Origin of the sequence: Brevibacterium sediminis (genome assembly GCF_024895295.1) — a bacterium.
GTDB lineage: Bacteria > Actinomycetota > Actinomycetes > Actinomycetales > Brevibacteriaceae > Brevibacterium > Brevibacterium sediminis.
In genome coordinates, this window is the sequence record NZ_JAHQRN010000003.1 from 290,802 (window position 1) to 307,418 (window position 16,617).

A 16,617-nucleotide genomic window follows, 5' to 3' on the forward strand; every position below is an offset into this window, starting at 1 on the left:
CCCAACGTATTTGAAGGAATCAGATGGCTTCCAATCCCCGCTCCGGCGGTTCGAAGAAGGGTCCGACCAAGGGGTCGGGCGGTAAGAACAAGCGCGGCCTGCGCGGCAAGGGACCGACGCCGAAAGCCGAGGACCGCGTCTATCATAAGGCGCACAAGGCCGCGCAGCAGCGCAAGAGCTCGAACGCCTCGGCGCAGGCGAAGCGGAAGAAGAAGGAACTCGGACCGAATATGGTCGCCGGGCGCAATTCGGTCCTCGAGGCACTGCGCGAGGGCGTTCCGGCCACCGCGATGTACGTCTCCGGACGCATCGACTCCGACGATCGGGTCCGCGAATCGATCACTCTCGCGACTCAGCGCGGCATCTCGATGCTCGAAGCGAGCAAGCCCGACCTCGACCGGCTCACCGATGACGCGATCCACCAGGGCATCGCCCTGCAGGTCCCGCCCTACGACTACGCCGATCCCTCCGATCTGCTCGAGTTCGCGGCCGAACGTGCCGAGACGCCGTTGCTCGTGGCCCTCGACGGGATCACGGATCCGCGCAACCTCGGTGCCATCGTCCGGTCCACGGCGGCCTTCGGCGGTCACGGAGTGATCATCCCCGAACGTCGCGCCGCCTCGATGACGGCAGCGGCCTGGAAGACCTCGGCCGGCGCCGCATCGCGAATCCGCGTGGCACAGGTGGTCAACCTGGCCAGGGCGATCGACGAGCTGAAGAAGCAGAATGTCTTCGTCGTCGGCCTCGACATGGACGGTGACGTCGAGCTGCCCGAGCTGACCTTCACCCGCGACCCGCTGTGCATCGTCGTCGGTTCCGAAGGCAAGGGGCTGTCGCGGCTCATCGCGGAGAAGTGCGATCAGATCGTGTCGATCCCGATCGCCGCGACCACGGAATCGCTCAACGCCGGCATCGCCGCTGCCGTGTCCCTCTACGAGGTGGCAAGAGCCCGCCGCCCCTGACCCCTCTTACTACCTGACGGCGGCCCAGCAACCTCGCGCGAGGTTGCTGGGCCGCCGTCAGGTAGTAATTAGAGGGAGGTGCGGTAGGTCTGCTCGTCCAATGCCCCGACTCTTGAGTGGCGGCGGCTGTAGGTGAAGTAGACGATCGCGCCGACGGCCATCCACGCTCCGAAGACGATCCATGTCCGCCCGCCGAGGTTGACCATGAGGAACGCACACGCCACGGCTCCCAGCGCGGGCACGACCGGCCCGAACGGAACCTTGAATGAGCGCTCGAGGTCGGGGCGTTTGAACCGCAGGTAGATGACGGCGATGTTGACGAGGCAGAACGCGAACAGGGTGCCGATGCTCGTGGCGTCGGCGAGTTCGCCGAGCGGAATGAACGCCGCCGTGATGGCCACGAGGCCGCCGACGATGAGAGTGCCGACCAACGGGGTACCGGTGCGCTGGGAGACGCGGCCGAAGATCTTCGGCACCATTCCGTCCCTGGCCATCGTCAGCAGGATCCGCGACTGACCGTAGAGCACGGTGATGACGACGGAGAAGATCGCGAGCACCGCGGCCACCGCGAAGAGCAGCACCGCGATATTCGACCCGGTGATCTCCTCGACGATCTGGACCAGCGGGGCGTGAGCGCCGTCGAACCACTGCCACTGCCGTGCACCGATCGCTGTGACGGCGACGAGGACGTACATCGAGGTGACGATGAGCATCGAGAAGATGATCGCCCGCGGCAGATCCCGGCGCGGATTCTTCGCTTCCTCACCGGCCGTGGACGCGGCATCGAAGCCGATATAGGAGAAGAACACGCTGGATGCGGCCGCAGTGACTCCGGCGGCACCCATCGGCAGCATCGGCGCGAAGTTGCCGGCCTTGAACGCGGTGAACGCGACGATGGCGAAGAAGACGAGGATGCCGATCTTGACGAACACGAGAATGGTGTTGACGACACCGGATTCGCGGGCGCCGCGCATCAGCAGCACGGTCGCCAAGGCCACGACGATGAGGGCAGAGACATTAATGACGCCGCCGGGATAGTCCGCCACTCCGGGCCCCGCGGTCAGCGATGCGGGCAGCTCGAGGCCGAAGACGCGCAGGGTCTCGTTGACGTAGTCGGCGGCGCCGACAGCGACCGCCGCGACCGAGACCGCGTATTCGAGGACGAGGCACCAGCCGCAGACCCAGGCGACGCCCTCACCCAGGGTGGCGTAGGAATACGAGTAGCTCGACCCGGACACCGGCACCATTCCGGCCATCTCGGCATAGCTGACCGCCGACAGCAGCGCGGTGATTCCGGCGAGGACGAAAGCGAGCCACACTGCGGGGCCGGCCACAGGGACGGCTTCGCCGAGGATGACGAGGATTCCCGTGCCCAAAGTGGCGCCGACGCTGATCATCGTCAGCTGGAAGACGCCGAAGGTCCGCCGCAGCCCACCCTGCTGCGCGGTCTGCGCATCGGTGTGGGCCTCGGCGGTCATGGCGCTGATCGACTTGCGTCGCCCCAGCTGCCGCAGCACTCCTGTGGGAGTGTGCGCCGGCGGGGTGGGCGGAGTGTGCGAAACGGTCATTTGAATATTCTTGCATAATCATGAATATTGTCTCGACGGACCCCCGCGTGGTCACTGGTCACTCCGCCCGGCAGCGTCGCGGATCTCACACGTCGGGGGTGAACCGGCCGTCCTGCGCCATCCAGCCGCCGTCGACGAGCTGCGAGTGCCCGGTGACATAGCTCGAGGCGTCCGAGGCGAGGAACAGAACGGGACCGGCGATCTCGTGCAGGCGACCCCAGCGGCCCAGGGCGGTCTTGTCCGCATACGCGTCCCACCACTTGCCGTCGGCCTTGATCTGCTGGGTCAGGGGAGTGTCGAAGGGGCCGGGCAGGATCGCATTGACGCGCACGCCCTTGCCTCCGAGCTCGCTGGCCATTGTCTTCGTCAGTTGGACGACACCGGCTTTCGCTGCCGCATAGATTCCCTGGCCGGGTTCGATGGCCAGCGCCCGGAATGAGGCGTAGGTGACGATCGATCCGCGACCCCGCTCACCCATCTCACGGCCGAAACCGCGCATCAGCCGGTACGTGCCCTTGAGGTTGATGTCGATGACCCGGTCGAACTCGTCATCGGTGGTGTCGACGAGGCGTTTGCGCACGTTCGCTCCCGGTGTGATGACGAGGATCTCGGCATCGGCCCAGGCGTCCACGAGGGCATCGACGGAGGCCGTGTCCGTGATATCGACGGCTGCAGCCGTGGCCGTTCCGTCCGTTCCCGGCGCGGCCGATCCGTCCGATGCCGTACCCTGCGCCGTGGAGTGGGCGGCTGACCCGCTCCCGCGAGCGGCGATGAGGGCGGCGGTCTCCTCGGCGCCGGCGAGGTTGAGGTCGGCGACGACGACGTGCGCCCCCGCATCGGCGAGCCCGATCGCGCTGGCCTGTCCCAGTCCGGAGCCGGCCCCGACGACGACGGCCGTGCGCCCGCTGAGGTCGAACAGGGACGGGATCGACGGGTTGTTCTCGTTCGTGGGCATCGGCTCGTTCGTCGACATCGGGAATCCTTCCGGGCGGGGTTCGGTTCCGGAGCGACACCGATGTCGCTCCGTGGACTTCAAAGGTATGCCCGCCGAGGCGGTCCCGCCGTTCCCGTTTCACCTTGTGGAACATCGGCTGAGGTCAGGACCGCCTCGGGGAGGGGGTCAGAATTTCTTGCTGTCGACGTAGCGGATCTCGTCGGGGAGGTTCGCCAGGTAGTCGACGATGAAGTAGGCGATGGCCTCCATCGTGGGGATGTCGCGCTGACGGGCGCGCGCCATGGTGCGGCGGTGCTCGGCGAATTCGTAGAAGATCTGCCCGGGTTCGAGCTTGCGGGTGAGGTTCTCCGGGATCGCCTGGATGAGGGGTTTGTACACCTCGTCGAGCCAGCGGCGGGCGGCTTGGGATTCGTCGAGTTCGTCGAATTCGGCGATCTCGGGAGCCGAACGGAACGAATCGAGGTCGTTGAGCATCGCTCGGGCCTGGTTTTCGTTCGCGCCGATCCCGGTCAGGCGCAGCAGACGCCGTGAGTGGTGGTTGGGTTCGACGACCTTCGGGGACACGAGGAGGCTGATGCCGTCGAGATCCGTCGTCACGGTCAGTTCGCCGAGGTCGAAGCCCAGGTCGTTGAGGCGGCGGATGCGTTCGTCGATGCGCCAGCGTTCGTTGACGCTGAATTCCTCGACCCGGGTCAGCTCCGCCCACAGCGCGTTGTACGACTCGCAGAGCCGTTCACCGGCCGCCAGCGGATCGGTCTCGGGAGCGACGAGTCCCGCGGCCTGCAGGTCGAGGAAGTCCCCGGCGATGTTCATCCGCGCGATCCGCAGGTCCATGTTCCGCTGCCCGTCGGAGAGCTGGTCGTGCAGCTCGCCGGTCTCGGCGTCGACGACATAGGCGGCGTAGGCATCGGCGTCGCGGCGGAAGAGCGTGTTCGACAGGGACACGTCTCCCCAGTAGAAGCCGACGAGGTGGAGGCGGACGAGCAGAACAGCCAGAGCGTCGACGAGGCGGCCGCCGGTGTCCTCGGCCAGGTCACGGGAAAACAGTGCACGGTAGGGCAGAGAGAACTCGAGATAGGCGGTGATGAGAGCGCCCTTGAGTGCCTGGCCCGATGCGGTCCTGCGCCCTCCGACGACGGCGCGGGCCTCGACGAGGGGGACGTCGAGGTTGCCGAGCGCACCGAGGATGTCGAACTCACGCGTGGCCTGCGCATCGTCGGTCTCCTTGATCGCGAGGACTTCGTCTCCGATCTCGACATAGCGTACGACGTGGCGGGAGATTCCGCGGGGCAGACCGCCGAGGAGCTTCTCCGGCCACTCGGCCAGGGGCAGGTGCCAGGGGAGCTCGGCCAGGGCCGCATGATCGGCGTTCCGGACAGTGTGGATCTCCGGTGAGGGAGCGGCTGCGTCGACCGATGCGGTTGCGTCGATCGGCGTCGTCGCCGACGGTGAGGCCTGTGCTGACGGGTCCGGCGGGGGCAGGGTTCCCGGCACGGCTCAGGAGTCCGTGTCGGACACCGAGGCCACGAGCGCCTCGGCGAGGTCGGGTGTCTCCACGCCGATGAGCCGTCCGCGATCGAGGAAGGCGATCCGGTCGCCGAGGACCTTCGCATCCTCGAGATCGGAAGTGGCGTAGATCGTCGTCAGCCCGAATTCCTGCTGCAGCTGCTTGATGAGAGCAAGGGTCTCAGCCTGCTGCTCGGGGACGAGATTGACCACGGGCTCGTCCATGATGAGCACCTTGGGTCGGCGCACCACGGCACGCGCCAGGGCCACGGTCTGGCGCTGCAGCTGGGTGAGGTCTCCGGGAACCGAATCGAGGATGTCGCTCAGCCCGATCTTGTCCATCACGGATTCGACGCGTTCGGTGATCTCGTCGGCGGGCAGGCCGTCGACGCGCAGCGCAAAGCCGAGATTGTCGCGCACGCTCATATGCGGGTAGAGCGCGTAGCTCTCCAGGGCCAGGGTGACATCGCGGTCGTTGACGGCCGCGTGGGTGATATCCGCGCCGTCGATGAGGATCGTGCCGGACTTCGGGGTCTCAAGTCCGTGCAGCATTCGCAGGATCGTCGACTTGCCCGACCCGCTGGGTCCGTAGAGGACGAGGAACTCTCCGTCATCGACGAAGAGATTGAACGGGTGGACGGATTCGGACGTCGTGTTCTCGTAGACATGACTGAGGCCATTCAACGACACCGTTGACATAAGTCCTCCTAAAACTTCTGAATAACTCCGTGAGCAGCTGGTCGTCGGTGACCCGGCAGGGATGCTCAGTCACTCTCATCCTAAGGGGTGGATGATTGGGGTGCTCTGTGAATTCGACAAAGCGTAGAGTGATTCTCAGCACGATGGCTGTGCGCCGACGCATACCGCGGCGTCCACCCCCGCCGGATGCGCCGACGCATACCGCGGCGCGAAAGTAGACTGACTCGTATGAAGGTCACGTTGGACGAGGTCGCCGCCAGGGCCGGAGTCTCTCTGGCCACGGTCTCCCGGGTGCTCGGTCGCCGCGGTGCCGTCGCCGAGTCGACCCGGGCGAAGGTGCTGGAGGCGATGAGCGAGCTCGGCTATTCGCGCTCGACCCTGCTCCATGATGCGCCGAGGCGGCTCGTGGCCGTCAGCGCTCCAGGCAATCCCGAACATTGGCAGGTCCAGGTCTGCACCCGCGTGGCCAAGGCCCTGCAGGATCATGATCTCCTCGTCACCCGCCCGCTCGTCGAAACCGACCCGGAACCGCTGCAGACCGCAATCGAGGCGGGCGCAGTGGCCCTGGTGACCACGACGATGACGAGTCTGAATACGGAGATCCCCTGCATCCGCGTCGCCGAACAGTCCGCCACCGAGGAGGTCTCCGAAGCCGGTACGGAGGTCATCGCCGCGCGCCTCGACCTCGGCGGTGGGATGACCACGGCCTTCGAACATCTGCGGGCGATCGGACACCGGCGCATCGGGCTGATCTGCAACGACAGCGGTGAACTGGCCGTCCAGCTCATCCGCCGCTTCCTCGCCGAACATCCGGCCAGAAATCTCGGGCTCAACCTCGAGGACTGGATCTCACGGGTGCCGAAGTCGTTCTCCGGCGGATCGCGTGCGGTGCTCGAACTCAAGGATGCGACCTGCACAGCGGTGATCGTCCAGTCCGCGCTGCAGTTGCACGGAGCCCTCCACGGTCTGCGGAACCGGCATCTGCAGGTGCCGCGGGACATGTCGGTCGTCGGATTCGGCGATTCCCCGACGATGAAGTTCACGGGCCCGCCGGCCACGGTGCTCGGCCTCGACGTCGAGGGGCTGTCGAATGCCCTCATCGATGCGACGCTGCAGACCCTGCGGATCTCGACGACGGGTCTGCCTTCGGTGCCTCCGGTGTTCCGTCCTCGACTCGTCGCCCGAACCTCGACGACGGCGGCCCGCCAATGAGCGAACACCTGCCCGAGCACCGGCACGTCCGTCTCGCCGAGATCGCCGGTACTGCCGGAGTCTCGAAAGCCACCGCCTCACGAGCTCTGCGCGATCCCGAATCGGTGTCGGCCGCCTCGTCGGCGAAGGTGCGGCAGGCTCTGGCGATCCTCGGCGCTGCCGGCCAGACCCCGTACGCCGAATCCGGCACACGGGAAGGATCCGGTGCTGGGGCTGGATCGGGTGCCGGCTCGTCGCTCATCACGCTCATCAAACCCGCAGTGTCAGCAGGCAACGTGGACCCGTATTCGCGGCTTGCGGAGATCCTGACGAACCGGATGTTCGGACTCGGCATCGCCGTCGTCCACATCGAGGCCATCGCCGAACGCAATGAGGCCCTCCTCGAGACGATCCTCGGCAGCGAACACGGCGGGCCCACGATCTCCGGAGCCGTCGTCGTCGGCGGCGGTGCCGCCGGTGTGCTTGCGGGGATGCTCGCCGAACGTGGGCTGCCGCTCATCCGCATTTCGAATGCCCGCCACGACGACGGGATCTCGCGCATCTACCTCGACGCGACAGGCGGAATTGAGACCGCCGTGGCCCACCTGGTCCACCTCGGCCACAAACGCATCGGGCTCGCCGTGCTGCGCGATTCGGCTGCCCCGGCCCGGATCGCCGGCTTCCGCAGATCGATGGCAGGGATCCTCCACATTCCCGCCACCCGTGATCAGGCCCCCGTCGTCGAGGCTGCCGGCGGAGCCATGGCCGGAGTCGCCGCCGCCGAGGAGCTGCTCGACCTACGCTGCACCGCCGTCATCGCCTGCGCCCCGTCCCTGTCCTTCGGCATGCTCGAGGCCGCCCAACGGCTGCGACTCGACGTTCCCAGGGACCTGTCCCTGCTCACGGTCGGCGACGTCCCCGACGCCGATGTCGTCCAACCGCCCCTGTCGCAGGTCGTCTATGACTGGGCGACCGTGGCGCAGTCGGCGATCGACGAGATCCGCGCGATGATCGCCGCCGGTGACGCGCGCGTACATGTCGACTACACGGTCGACCCGGATCTCGTCCTCCGGGCCAGCGCCGTGCCCCCGCAGCGCCGCTGATCTCGGGTTTCGATCGCAATCATCCTCGCCGAGGCGGTCCTGCCGTGATGTGGATCCGACCGGTGAGTCGGATCGACCGGAGTGTGACGAGGCGGTCCGATGCCGGTCGCGAACCGGATCATCTTCGGCGAGTCGGCTCGACCTCAGTCGTGGACGGTGCGGAGGAATTCCGTGCGTTCGGCAACGAGGCGGCCGAGCAGTTCGGTCACGGCTGCAGGATCGGCGATCCGCCATGAAGCGCGAGTCGGCGCGGGCCCGACCTTGACGGTGAGACCAGCGTTCAGAGCACGGGAGTCCGTGAGTTCGTCGAGGGCCGCGAAGGCGTCCTCATCGGTGACATCGTCGCCGAGGTAGCCCATTGCCGTCGGTTCGCCGGCACGGGCGAGCAGCCGGATGCCATCGCCTTTCGTTGCCTGTTTGACGGCAAGTTCGGTGATGTCGTGGCCTTCGATGACACGGATGTCCGGGAACTCCTCGACCACGTCGAGGGCGTGTTCATGGAGGGCCGCGGCGGCCTCGGGGGCGAGTCCGCGAGTGTGGACCGTCCGCGAATAGGGTTTGCGCTCGATGAGGAAATCCGAGGGGCCGTCGGCATGGCCCGAGTCGCTCGCGCCAATCGTTGCGGCCGAACCCGTCGTCGCGGCCGCACCTGTGGTCGCCGCGGCCGAACCGGGGCATTCATCAGCGCCCGGAAGAGTGTGTTCGAACGCGTCGAGGTGAGTGTCGATGGCGGCGAGCATCTCCGCCTCGGCCGGAGCGAGCTCGGGGGACCGGCCCATTGCGGTGTCGGGATTGCGACCAGCGTCGGTGCCGAGCTCGGCCTCTGCGCCGTGCGAACCGATCAGCCACGCCGAGTCCGGCGCCTCGGACAGGCGTCGCAGGGTGGCGATATCGCGTCCGGACACCAGCGCCACCCGAGTTCGCGGCAGACCGGCAAGCGCCGCGATGGCCGAGGCCGATTCGGGGACCATCCGGGACGTCGAGGGATCGTCCTGAAGAGGTGCGAGCACCCCATCGAAATCCAGGGCCAGCAGCAACGAATCGGCGGTGGCGAGATCGCGCAGGGCCACCTCGGCGGGGGCGGAGGGGGCAGGACCGAGCACGGTCGGCTTCGATGTCACTGTTCTTCTCCTAGCGGGCGGTGGAGATATCGTCTGTCCACTCGGCATCATCGGGTCTGTCGGCGCGATCTGATGGGGCCGCCGGCACATCCGGCGGCGGTGCGGTCCGGTTCTTCTGCACCACGGGCCGTTCGGGGACGATGACCTCGGGATTGTCCTTGATGTGCTCGAGTTCGGCGAGGAAGTTCTTCGACCACCGGCTCACGGTGTCCGTGGCGACCCTCTTGCGCATCTGCTTCATCCGGCGGGTGCGAGTCCTCTCGTCCATCTGCACGGCTTCGAGGATGCCCGCCTTGAGGTCGGCGATGTCGTGGGGATTGACCATCACCGCGCCCTTGAGCTGTTCGGCAGCCCCGGTGAATTCGGAGAGCACGAGGGCTCCGTCGTCTCGCCTTCGGCACGCCACATATTCCTTGGCAACGAGATTCATTCCGTCCCGCAGAGCGGTCACAAGCATGACATCGGCGGCGAGGAAGAACGCTGTCATCTCGTCGCGCGGATAGGAATGGTGGAGGTAGCGCACGGGAATCGATCCGACATCGACCTGCTCACCGTTGATCCGCCCGACGGCCAGTTCGACGTCGTGGCGGATGATCTTGTACTGCTCGAGCCGCTCCCGCGATGGTGTCGCGATCTGAATGAGCACGACATCCTCGACATCGAGTCGGCCCTCGGCGAGCAGCTCCCCGAACGCCTTGAGCCGGTGGCGGATGCCCTTCGTATAGTCCATCCGATCGACGCCGAGCATGACCACCCGAGGATTGCCGACCTCCTCGCGGATCTGTTTCGCCCTCTCGACGATCTTCGGATCGCGGGCGAGCTCCTCGAGATAAGGGGTGTCGATCGAGATCGGGAACGGCTCGGCGCGGACGAGGTGGGCCGGGAGGAAGTCACCCGGCGGAACCGAGACGGTCGACCCCTTCGTCGCGTATCCCAGACGCCCGCGGACGGCACGGCGGAAGTTCGCTGCGTCCGCCGGCCGTTGGAACCCGATGAGGTCGGCGCCGAGGAGCCCGCGGAGGATCTCGTCGCGCCACGGCAGCTGAGCGAAGAGCTCGTAGGGCGGGAAGGGAATGTGGTTGAAGAACCCGATCGCGAGGTCAGGGCGCAGACGTCGGACCATCTGCGGAACCAACTGGAGCTGATAATCGTGAACCCACACGGTCGCGGACTGCGCAGCCACCTCGGCGACCTTGGCCGCGAAGCGCTCATTGACCCGCACATACGCGTCCCACCAGGTGCGGTGGTACTCGGGAGGGACGATGACATCGTGATAGAGCGGCCACAGTGTGGCGTTGGAAAACCCTTCGTAGTACCTGAGGACATCCTCACTTGTCAGAGTCACCGGGGTCAGGTGCATGCCGTCGATGGTGAAGGGTTCGAAATCCTCGTCGGCGACGCCCGTCCACCCGATCCACGCCCCCTCCTGGGCCTTCATCACTGGAGCCACTGCAGTGACCAAACCCCCAGGTGAGGTGCGCCATCCGCGATTCTCGTCGTCAGGATCGCGGTCGACGGGCAGGCGGTTTGCCACGACGACGAAATCGCTGTCGCCGTAGGGGATCTCGGTGCTGGGCTCGGCAGAGTCGACGGTGCTCATCTGCGCCTCCTCCTGTGTCGGTCCTTGGAATGAACTGTACTCGCTCGACTAGGCTTGGCCAGGTGATGGATCAGGAACTGGGAGGCTACCGCCTCATCGAGGAGCTCGGCTCGGGCGGCATGGGTGTCGTCTACCTCGGTGTCGACGGCGGAAACAACCCGGTCGCGGTCAAGGTCCTCCATCCGCATATCGCCAATGACGAGACCGCCAGGAAGCGTCTGGCCCGCGAAACCCGCACCCTGCGCCGGATCCGCCATCCCCGCATCGCCGAGGTGCTCGACGCCGAACTCGATTCCGCGCAGCCGTTCATCATCACCGAATTCGTCGACGGGCAGACCCTGTCCGATGATGTCCGCGACAACGGCCCCTTCGCCGAGGATGAGCTCGTACACTTCGGCCACGCCCTCCTCGACGCTCTCAACGCCGTCCACGATGCCGGCGTCATCCACCGCGACCTCAAACCCGCCAATGTGATGATCATGGACGGTGAGCCGATGGTCATCGACTTCGGCATCGCCCAGGTCGCCGACGAAGTGCGCGTGACCGCCACCGGGCTGGTCATGGGCACCCCCGGCTATCTCTCCCCGGAGATTGCCGACGGCAAGACGTCGAGTGAGAAGACCGACTGGTGGGGATGGGCCGCGACCATGGCGTTCGCCGCCACCGGCCGCAACCCCTATGGCTCCGGACCCTTGGAAGCCGTGCTCGGTCGTGTGGCCATGGGCAAATTCGACCTCGACGGGGCGCCGAAGAACTTCGCTCCGCTCATCTCCGCCTGCCTCGACCCGAAACCCGAACGTCGTCCGTCGGGGCAGATGATCCTCGACGCTCTCGTCGACATCGAGTCCGGGCGGATGCCGCAGCTCGGTTCCGGTCCCAGCGGCGGGGCCGGCTCGGGTGGACCGCAGCGGACATCGAGCGGCACTGCGGTCATGCCTGCCGTCGACGACGGCGGCAGCGGTCACGGCGGTTCCGGCCTTGGTGGTGCCGGTCTTGGCGGTGCCGGGGCAGCGGGGGCAGCGTTCGGGGGTGCGGCTCTGGGCGCGGGCACGGGGTACCCGGGAGCCGGCCCTTCCGGCAGCGGGCAGCCGCAGTACCCCGGATCCAGCCGACCGACCAATCATGCCGGGTCCGGTCATGGTGTCGGGTCCAACCAGGGAGCGGGCTACGGTCCCGGGCAGATGCACGGGCAGCCGCCGCAGCAGGCGACCGCACCGCCGATCAGTAACCCCAACGGCGGCATCCAAGCGGGCCCGGGCTCCCCGATGGCCGGTGCTGACCTCGGCCGTTCCGGCTTCGTCCAACCCGGCCACGGACAGAACCTCGTCGGACCGAACGGTCCCGGCGGACAGCACGGCCAGGTTGCCCAGGGACAGTGGGGAGACCAGTCCGGTCCCGGCGGCCAGCCGACGCAGCAGGGCGGTCAGCAGATGCAGCCCGGCGGTCAGCCGTGGACGCCGATGGGGTACCGACGAGTGCAGTCGGGCGGCTGGGTCGTCTTCGGACTCGTCGCCCTGGCCGTCGCCGTCATGCCACTCGGCCCGCTGGTCGTCAGCGTCGTTGCGCTGATCTGGTCGGTGCTCGCCCGCACCGGCACACGTCTGGACCGGAAGGTCCAGCGGTACCGGTTCGACCGCGGAACGGATTCGGGCGGATTCTTCCGAGCGCTCGCCTCGGCGCCGGGAGCCATGCTGGCCTCGATCCTGACCTCGGTGGCCTCGCTCATCCTGCCGGCGATCGCAGCCGCCGCCGCGCTCGTGCTCACCCGGCTCGACATCGCCGGGATCGTGCCCAGCGGGTCGTCCGAACAATGGTCGGTGTGGGCGGCCGGCGCCGCAGGTTCGCTGGTGCTGTGGGTCGGGCCGGGAGCCTCGAGCCTGCGCTTCGGCTCACGTCTGCTCGTCTCTGGAGCCACTCGAAATCAGCTCGGCCGCCTCATCGCGTTGGCGGTGATCGCGCTGCTCGTCATCCTCGCCGTCATGGTCATCCAGTCGGGGGCGGCCATGTCCTGGTGGCCGCTGACGATCAACCCCTTCGACTACCTGCCCGGACCGGTGTGAGCAGGTCGGACTGACTGTTCGGTCTGGTGCGGGTCGGTCGGTTCGGTGCGGGCGGGTTGGTCCGGCGCGGGCGGGAATGTGAGAGTGCACCTGGGCGATCGTGCGCCAGGGCGCCTGGGCGATCGTGCACCTGGGCACCTGGGCACTGTTCAACCGTGCGACCGTGCGATTCGATCCGTACTGATAGCCGGAAGAGCCCGAGGTAGTTGAACATTGTAGTTGAACCTTGAATGTTTCTGGGAGTCGGCGAAGCACCTGTTTCGGTACAGTGGTGCCGTCGGGTCGCGGAAGCCGTCCCGCACCGTTCGGGCCTCAGGCCGCACCGATGTCAGACGATCCAACGTGAGGAACAATGGCGAAGAACAACTCCGCGGACGACAAGCGGAACCGCGCACGCGAGAACGCCCGCCAGATCGCGGCGAATCAGGCGAAGAAGGAGAAGACGGCGAAGACGATCCTGTACACCGGGATCGCAGTGGTCGTCGTCGCCGTGCTCGCCGTGGTCGGTGTGCTCGTATTCCAGCAGAGCAAACCCGCTGTCAGCCCCTCGAACTATGTCTCCGACGGAATCACCGTGGGCAAGGACAACACGCTCGTGCAGCCGCTGAAGATGCCGGAAGGTGAGGAATCGGATCTGCCGGCTCCGACCGAGGAGGGCGCGAAGAAGGGCGCCGCCACGGTCACCGTCTACCTCGACTTCCAGTGCCCCGGGTGCAAGGCCTTCGAGGAAGGCAATGCGAGCATGCTGCGCAAGCTCGCCAACGAGGGTTCGGTCGTCGTCAACTACAAGCCGGTGTCGTTCCTCGACCGCATGTCCAGTGGCAACGAGTACTCCACCCGCGCCGCCAACCTCGCCGCCTGTGTCGTCGACAGCCAGCCCGAGGTCGCCATGGACCTGTTCGACGCACTCTACGCTCAGCAGCCGGAGGAAGGCACCGAGGGCCGCACCGATGAGGAGCTGCTCAAGGTGGCCGAGGACGCCGGCGTCGACACCTCGAAGAAGCTCACGGCCGATCCCGAGCAGACCGTGAAGTCCTGCGTCACGGACCGCACCTTCGACAAGTTCGTCGAACAGTCGAGCCAGACCGCGCTGGACGACGGTGTCGAAGCCACCCCGTGGGTGCTCATCAACGGCAAGCACACCGACAAGACCAGCGACTCGCAGGCCCTGGCCACCGAGATCCTCAAAGCCACCGGAGAGTTCAAGGGCTGAGTCCCTGAGGACCTGATCGGTTCCTGTCCGGGGCTGGACCGGACATCGTCCGGGACAGCGCTCGGTCCGGCAGTGCACGAATGAAGGCCGGACCCCGCCGAGGTGGGGCCCGGCCTTCGTCGTCCCCGCGGTTTTGTGGCCTGGCCCGGCCATGGACTACTATCGTGTAGGCGCGCACGCTCGGTGCGCGCCACGCCTCCTTAGCTCAGTTGGTAGAGCACCGCTCTTGTAAAGCGAAGGTCGTCAGTTCGAGTCTGACAGGGGGCTCCACTCGGGAAAGCCCCGCGAACCGCTAGAACTAGCGGAACGCGGGGCTTCTTCATACCCGGGCCGTGCCGTGGCTGGGATCTGCGCTGCTGCGGGCGACGGGCTTTGGCCGCGCTCGTTCAAGCACAAGCTTCTCGTTCAAGCGCAAACATCTCTCGTTCAAGGCGGAGCGCGGCTATCGATTCGTACACGGCGCGAAAAGTGCGCTCAGCCTTGAACGAGGCAGCGGAGGCGAGTGGCCGAGCGCTGCGGTCGAGTGGCGGAGGCGAGCCGCCGGGCGACCGGCTAGGTCTGGCCGTCGCGTCGGAACACGAGCATGAGGGAGCGCATGCTCAGCACGAAGCCGCCGAAGAGCAGCACGAAGCCGAAGAACGAGTACAGGTGGATGTCCTTCGTCAGCAGCGGACCCTCATCGCTGGTGATGAGCATGATCGCTCCCACCACGGCGGCCCCCGCGAGCACGGCGACGATGAGCTGTTGGAACAGACTGGTGAGGAAGCTGCGGTCGGAGGGATTCTCGAGCACGCGCATATTCATCGAGAACCGGCCGTGTTCGAGGTCCTCGGTGATCTTGTTGATTCGGCGGGGCATGCGGTCGATCATCGGCATCAGCTGCAGGGCCCGACGCTGCAGCTCATCGGTGATCTTCGTGCCCTTGAGCTTCGACCTCACGAGCCTGTTGCCCTCTTGCCGGGACACGGCGACGACATCGAAGTGCGGATCGATCGTCAGCAGCGCACCCTCCACGGAGGCCATCGCCCGGAATGCGGCGCTGATCGGTGCCGGCACTGAGAATCGGTGGGCGAGCACGAGATTGAACAGGTCATCGAAGAGCTTCTGACCCTGCGCCGCACGGGTGCCGCCGCCGTAGCGCAGCAGGAGTTCGCCGACGGCTCGTTCGACCTCCCGATCGTTGAGCCCGTCGGGACGTCCGAGGAGTTCGATGAGGGCGTCGGTGGCCCCGGCGCTGTCGTTCTGGTCGATCGAGTAGAGCATGAGTCCCAGTGAGGTCTGTGTGCCCGGATCGAGTCGGCCGACCGCACCGAAGTCGAGCAGCCCCAGCTTCCCCTCGGGAGTGATGAAGATATTGCCGGCATGCAGATCGGCGTGGAAGATCCCATCACCGATGATCTGCTCGAGCGTGGCACCCAACAGTGTGGTCGCCAACCGGGACCGCTCGGCATCACTGAGCCCGGTCAGCAGCGCCCCCGCCCGTGAGACCGGCTGTCCGGGCAGCCGATCCATGACCAGCAGGCGTTCGCCGCTGAGGCCCGGGTAGCCGTGTGGAACTGTGACGTCGAACTTCCCCGACCGTTTGAGGGAGTTCTCGATGCTGGCCATATTTTCCAGCTCGATCCGATAGTCGAGTTCCTCCTCGAGCGTGTTCGCGAAACCTGCGGCCAGTGACTGTACACCCAGATCCCTGCCCCAGGTTGTGGTTTTGTTCAGCCAACCCGCCAACCGCAGGATGATGTCGAGATCCTGAGTGACCTGATTGAGCGCCTTCGGCCGCTGCACCTTGACGATGACTTCTGTGCCGTCGAGCAGGGTCGCCTCATGGACCTGTGCCACCGAGGCGGCCGCCAGCGGCGTGGAGCCGATCCGTGCGAACACCTCTCCGATCGGTCGACCGAGCCGCTCGGCGATGGCCGGTTCGATGACCGACCAGGGCTCGGGCGTGACCTGGGTCTGGAGGGTCTCGAGCTCACGGACGAACACCGGCGGGAGGATGTCTCTGCGGGTGGAGAGCATCTGTCCGAGCTTGACGAAGGTCACCCCCGCCTCGGCGAGGGATTCCTTGAGCGCTCGCGCGGTCTTGACGTCGCGACCAGGCGAATCCCCTCCGAAGCCGCGCAGCTGTGAGCCGAGCCCGTGCCGCACGGCGATGGACACGACCTGGGCGTAGCGGCGGCCGCGGCGACGACGGGATTTCCACCCGAAGAACAGCGACTGAGGGCTCGGCAGGGACCCGGTCGGGAAGGCCGCTTCGAGCATGACGAGGGCACCGACGCCCAGAGCGAAGATCCAACCGAGGGCGAGCACCATGAACAGCACCGCCACTCCGGGGGAGACGTCGAGTCCGTCGACGTTCTGCCCGGTGCCGGCCCGGTAGAGGTACTGGACGGTCACGGCCACGACGCCGCTCATGACGAGACCGACGGCCAGCGTGCGTGGCCAGCCGGTGGGGACGCCGACGACGCGACGGACCACGGTGGCGGCGAACCATGACTGGAGGAAGAGGAAGACGAGTGCGGCGAGGCTCACCAGCACATATCCGCCGACGTCCAATGCTTCCATCGATGACTCTCCTGATCCTGTTCGGACTCTCAGCTGTGGGCCGGCCGCTGCGGGCCTTCAGCTTCGGGCTGTCA

12 protein-coding genes and 1 tRNA gene are annotated in these 16,617 nt (G+C 66.7%); 6 read left to right on the forward strand and 7 right to left on the reverse strand.

Annotation, left to right across the window (positions count from 1 at the left end; translation table 11 throughout):
* Positions 1 to 23 precede the first annotated feature (23 nt).
* Positions 24 to 962, forward strand: coding sequence for a 23S rRNA (guanosine(2251)-2'-O)-methyltransferase RlmB (gene rlmB / locus KTJ89_RS08645; RefSeq protein ID WP_139468133.1), 939 nt, complete (start codon positions 24 to 26; stop codon positions 960 to 962).
* Between the two features lie 68 nt (positions 963 to 1,030).
* Here rlmB and KTJ89_RS08650 read toward each other — a convergent pair whose 3' ends face one another.
* From KTJ89_RS08650 to KTJ89_RS08665, 4 genes are all read right to left on the reverse strand, one after another.
* The gene (locus tag KTJ89_RS08650; RefSeq protein ID WP_259357400.1) at positions 1,031 to 2,530 is read right to left on the reverse strand and encodes an amino acid permease; all 1,500 of its coding nucleotides are present in this window, start codon (positions 2,528 to 2,530) and stop codon (positions 1,031 to 1,033) included.
* An 85-nt stretch (positions 2,531 to 2,615) separates the two neighbouring features.
* Positions 2,616 to 3,503 (reverse strand): SDR family NAD(P)-dependent oxidoreductase, encoded by an 888-nt coding sequence (locus tag KTJ89_RS08655; protein WP_253903866.1) that lies wholly within the window; start codon positions 3,501 to 3,503, stop codon positions 2,616 to 2,618.
* 147 nt (positions 3,504 to 3,650) lie between these two features.
* Positions 3,651 to 4,979, reverse strand: coding sequence for a DUF4032 domain-containing protein (locus KTJ89_RS08660; RefSeq protein ID WP_259357401.1), 1,329 nt, complete (start codon positions 4,977 to 4,979; stop codon positions 3,651 to 3,653).
* 3 nt (positions 4,980 to 4,982) lie between these two features.
* Positions 4,983 to 5,681, reverse strand: a complete 699-nt coding sequence (locus KTJ89_RS08665; protein ID WP_258041763.1) for an ABC transporter ATP-binding protein — start codon at positions 5,679 to 5,681, stop codon at positions 4,983 to 4,985.
* Positions 5,682 to 5,918: 237 nt separating this feature from the next.
* On the opposite strand from KTJ89_RS08665, the gene KTJ89_RS08670 reads away from it, so the two are divergent.
* Together KTJ89_RS08670 and KTJ89_RS08675 are read left to right on the forward strand one after the other, a co-directional pair.
* Positions 5,919 to 6,902 carry a LacI family DNA-binding transcriptional regulator gene (locus KTJ89_RS08670; RefSeq protein WP_139468135.1) on the forward strand — a complete coding sequence of 328 codons (984 nt, stop codon included), beginning with the start codon at positions 5,919 to 5,921 and terminating at the stop codon, positions 6,900 to 6,902.
* Complete coding sequence (locus KTJ89_RS08675; protein WP_259357402.1) at positions 6,899 to 7,984, forward strand: substrate-binding domain-containing protein; 1,086 nt, start codon at positions 6,899 to 6,901, stop codon at positions 7,982 to 7,984. Before KTJ89_RS08670 ends, KTJ89_RS08675 begins: the two co-directional genes overlap by 4 nt.
* A gap of 143 nt (positions 7,985 to 8,127) precedes the next feature.
* On the opposite strand, the gene KTJ89_RS08680 is transcribed toward KTJ89_RS08675, so the two are convergent.
* Both KTJ89_RS08680 and KTJ89_RS08685 read right to left on the reverse strand, forming a co-directional pair.
* On the reverse strand, positions 8,128 to 9,105 hold the full coding sequence (locus KTJ89_RS08680; RefSeq protein ID WP_259357403.1) for a trehalose-phosphatase: 978 nt from the start codon (positions 9,103 to 9,105) through the stop codon (positions 8,128 to 8,130).
* A gap of 10 nt (positions 9,106 to 9,115) precedes the next feature.
* Entirely contained in the window at positions 9,116 to 10,705 is a 1,590-nt protein-coding gene (locus KTJ89_RS08685; RefSeq protein WP_139468138.1) for an alpha,alpha-trehalose-phosphate synthase (UDP-forming), read from the reverse strand.
* Positions 10,706 to 10,770: 65 nt separating this feature from the next.
* On the opposite strand from KTJ89_RS08685, the gene KTJ89_RS08690 reads away from it, so the two are divergent.
* The 3 genes from KTJ89_RS08690 (at position 10,771) to KTJ89_RS08700 (ending at position 14,248) form a co-directional block, all read left to right on the forward strand.
* On the forward strand, positions 10,771 to 12,765 hold the full coding sequence (locus KTJ89_RS08690) for a serine/threonine-protein kinase (protein WP_259357404.1): 1,995 nt from the start codon (positions 10,771 to 10,773) through the stop codon (positions 12,763 to 12,765).
* A gap of 352 nt (positions 12,766 to 13,117) precedes the next feature.
* On the forward strand, positions 13,118 to 13,978 hold the full coding sequence (locus tag KTJ89_RS08695; protein ID WP_139468139.1) for a DsbA family protein: 861 nt from the start codon (positions 13,118 to 13,120) through the stop codon (positions 13,976 to 13,978).
* Between the two features lie 194 nt (positions 13,979 to 14,172).
* Positions 14,173 to 14,248, forward strand: a tRNA-Thr gene (locus KTJ89_RS08700).
* 282 nt (positions 14,249 to 14,530) lie between these two features.
* On the opposite strand, the gene KTJ89_RS08705 is transcribed toward KTJ89_RS08700, so the two are convergent.
* Positions 14,531 to 16,543 (reverse strand): ABC1 kinase family protein, encoded by a 2,013-nt coding sequence (locus KTJ89_RS08705; RefSeq protein WP_259357405.1) that lies wholly within the window; start codon positions 16,541 to 16,543, stop codon positions 14,531 to 14,533.
* Positions 16,544 to 16,617 lie beyond the last annotated feature (74 nt).